Source organism: Aeromicrobium sp. (genome assembly GCF_049586495.1).
GTDB lineage: Bacteria > Actinomycetota > Actinomycetes > Propionibacteriales > Nocardioidaceae > Aeromicrobium.
In genome coordinates, this window is record NZ_JBAVCB010000082.1 from 1 (window position 1) to 3,038 (window position 3,038).

Consider the following 3,038-nt stretch of genomic DNA (forward strand, 5'->3'; position numbering starts at 1 on the left):
GGTGACGTCGTGAGCGCCCCGATACGTGTGCTGCTCGTCGACGACCAGGCCATGGTGCGCAGCGGCTTCCGCTCGTTGCTGGACTCCGAGACGACCGAGCCGCTGATCGAGGTGGTGGGCGAGGCGGGCGACGGTGCCACCGCCGTTGACATGGCCGACTCCCTCGCCCCTGACGTCACCTTGATGGACGTGCGGATGCCGGTACTTGACGGCTTGACCGCCACGCGCCGACTCGTCGAGTCGGGAGCGCGGACCAAGATTCTGATGCTCACCACCTTCGACCTCGACGAATACGTGTTCGAGGCGCTACGCGCTGGCGCCTCCGGGTTCTTGCTGAAAGACGGTCCGGCCGAGGCGATGATCGCGGCGATCCGGACCGTGGCGGCAGGTGACGCCCTGCTTGCGCCGGGAGTCACCCGGCGGGTGATCGACGCCTTCATCCGGCGCGGCCCCGCGACGACCGGGTCGGACGGGCGGCTGGAACGGCTGACCCCACGGGAGGTGGAGGTGCTGGGACTCCTCGCGCGTGGCCTGTCCAATCTCGAGATCTCGAGCCGTCTTTTCATCAGTGAGGCGACGACCAAGACGCACGTGTCGAACGTGCTGGCCAAGCTGGGCATCAGCGACCGAGTGCAAGCGGTGATATTTGCCTATGAGTGCGGACTCGTGGCTCCGGGAATGCCGAACTGAGCGGGCTCCCCCACACGAAGGATCCCTAAATCCGTCGCACGGCCGATTCGCGGGGAGAAGGCTCGGTAGAACGCTGAGGGCATGACTCAAACCATCGCAGAACCCGTCAGCACAGTTGCTTCAACCGCACTGAAGTGGCGCCGTTGGGCGCTCGTGTCCTCACCTGTCGTCGCGGGCTTGTTGATCACCGCGGCTTCGGCGGTCGATCCCGCCGTCGGAGCGGACGGGCGAGAGCTCTATGAGAAGTACGCCGCGGAGACCAACCTGCAGCAGCTGCACACCAACCTGCTCCATTGGGGTTTCGGGTTCTTCGGCATCTCAGCCCTGTTCGTCAACGGCCTGGTGCGCGGGCGCGGCGCCTGGCTTGCCAACCTGGCTGTCGCGTTCGGATTTGCAGGTCTGATCACCTTGCCCGGGATGGTGTCCGTGGACTTCATCACCTCGGGCGTCACGCAAGCCAACGGCGCCGAAGCCATGTTGCGGGCTGACGGCCAGATCGACGCAATGTGGGGCATCGCAGTGTTTGCCATCCCGGGTGCCATCGGACTGATCGCCGGACCTGTGTTCGGTGCTCTGGCTTTGATGCGTGCCGGGCTGGTTCGGTGGTGGGCTCCGGCGGCGGTGCTCGTCTCGTTCCTGGCGCTGAACTTCGGCGGCTTCACCTGGTGGTCGGGCGCCCTGATGACGGTTCTCCTCGCCACGTACTCGCTCGCACTGTGGAACGCGACGCGCACCGGCGACCACTTCTAACGGCTGAACGCTCGGCGACTGGTCAGGATGAGCCGTGCTTGGGGACGCCGGACATCCTGCGAAGGAAAGCGTCCAGCACCGGAGTCGGGGTGATGGAGGTGAGTTGGGCCTGCACCTTGGGTCCGACCCCGACGACGTAACGGGCGCGCGGTCGGCGGGACGTCAGGGCCTTCTCGATGGCCTTGGCAACGCCGTCGGCTGAAGTCGCGAGGCGTTGCGATAGCGCCACCATCTCGCGGGCGCCGTCGATGTGACCCGCGTACAGGGCGCGATTCTCGTCGGACAGATGGGCGAGATCGGCGTCAAGCGTCTCGTGTGCCTGGTGCCACATGTCGGTGCTCGTCTGGGCCGGCTCGACCAGCGACACCGCGACTCCCCAGGGACGAAGCTCCATGCGCAGCGCGTCGGCCATGCCTTCGAGCGCGAACTTCGATGCGTTGTAGGCGCCGGTCATGGGGGTCGCGATCCGTCCGCTCAGGGACGACACGAACACGATGCGTCCGCCGGATTCGCGGAGCTTGGGCAGCACCTGCTGAGTCACGGCGATCTGCCCGATGAGGTTTACTTCCATCTGCTCGCGGAAGCGGTCGAGCGGGAGGCCCTCGACCGGGCCGCTGATGGCGACCCCGGCGTTGCCGACGAAGGCGTCAAGTGGGCCGAGGTTCGCGGCAAGCCCCGCCACATGTTCGGGATCGGTGATGTCGAGCAGGGTCGGACTGATGTTGGCGTGTGTCCGATCCAACGCGTCTGCATCGGACTCGCGCCGGACTCCCGCGTGCACGTGCCATCCCGCCCGGGCCAACCGCAACGCCGTGACGTAGCCGATCCCACGAGCTGAGCCGGTGATGAGGACGTGGCGTGAGCGCATGTCCACGGACCCTAGCAGCGCAGCACGGACAGTTCAGTGGGCTCGGACCGCCCGCGCAGTGTCTCGCTGCCGTGGTCGATCCAGTGCTGCTGCTCGTCGGCGGACGCCTCGGAGACGCTGCGGCGGGAGACCAGGACGTGTCCGGGGGCTTCCTTGGCCAGCTCGGTCAGCCGAGCGGCCGCGTTGACGGCATCGCCGATGACGGTGAACTCGAAGCGGGACTGCGAGCCGACATTGCCAGCCACGACCTCGCCGGTCGAGACGCCGATGCCGGCACCGATCTCGGCCACCTCGGTGGCGAGTCGGCCGATGATGCCGCGCGCAGCGCCCAGCGCCGCTGCCGCGTGGTCGTCCAATGCCACCGGCGATCCGAAGATCGCCAGCACCGCATCGCCCATGAACTTGTTGACCAGGCCGTCGTGCCGGTCGACCTCGTCGACGACGATGCCGAAGAACCGGTTGAGCATCTCCACGACCTCGGCGGGCGGCCGGTCGGTGGCGAACGACGTGGAGCCGATGATGTCGATCATCAGCACCGACACGACGCGGGTCTCCCCGCCCAGCTCGACGTCGCTGTCGGTGGCGGCCGCGGCCACGGAGGCGCCAACGTGCCGTCCGAACAGGTCGCGGATGCGCTCGCGCTCGCTCAGACCCTCGGCCATCGCGTTGAAGCCGACCTGCAGCAGGCCCAGCTCGGTGGCGTCGTTGACCATGATCCGGGTCTCGAAGT

4 protein-coding genes are annotated in these 3,038 nt (G+C 67.3%); 2 read left to right on the forward strand and 2 right to left on the reverse strand.

Annotation, left to right across the window (positions count from 1 at the left end):
• Positions 1-9 precede the first annotated feature (9 nt).
• Both WB508_RS04600 and WB508_RS04605 read left to right on the forward strand, forming a co-directional pair.
• Complete coding sequence (locus WB508_RS04600) at positions 10-690, forward strand: response regulator (RefSeq protein WP_423843707.1); 681 nt, start codon at positions 10-12, stop codon at positions 688-690.
• 81 nt (positions 691-771) lie between these two features.
• Positions 772-1,440 carry a hypothetical protein gene (locus WB508_RS04605; RefSeq protein ID WP_423843704.1) on the forward strand — a complete coding sequence of 223 codons (669 nt, stop codon included), beginning with the start codon at positions 772-774 and terminating at the stop codon, positions 1,438-1,440.
• A 22-nt stretch (positions 1,441-1,462) separates the two neighbouring features.
• Here the strand turns inward: WB508_RS04605 and WB508_RS04610 are convergent, their stop codons facing one another.
• Both WB508_RS04610 and WB508_RS04615 read right to left on the reverse strand, forming a co-directional pair.
• A complete protein-coding gene (locus WB508_RS04610; RefSeq protein WP_423843705.1) occupies positions 1,463-2,308 on the reverse strand; it encodes an SDR family oxidoreductase in 846 nt (281 codons plus the stop codon).
• Between the two features lie 11 nt (positions 2,309-2,319).
• The coding region (locus WB508_RS04615) for an adenylate/guanylate cyclase domain-containing protein (protein ID WP_423843706.1) at positions 2,320-3,038 on the reverse strand (719 nt) is incomplete at its 5' end.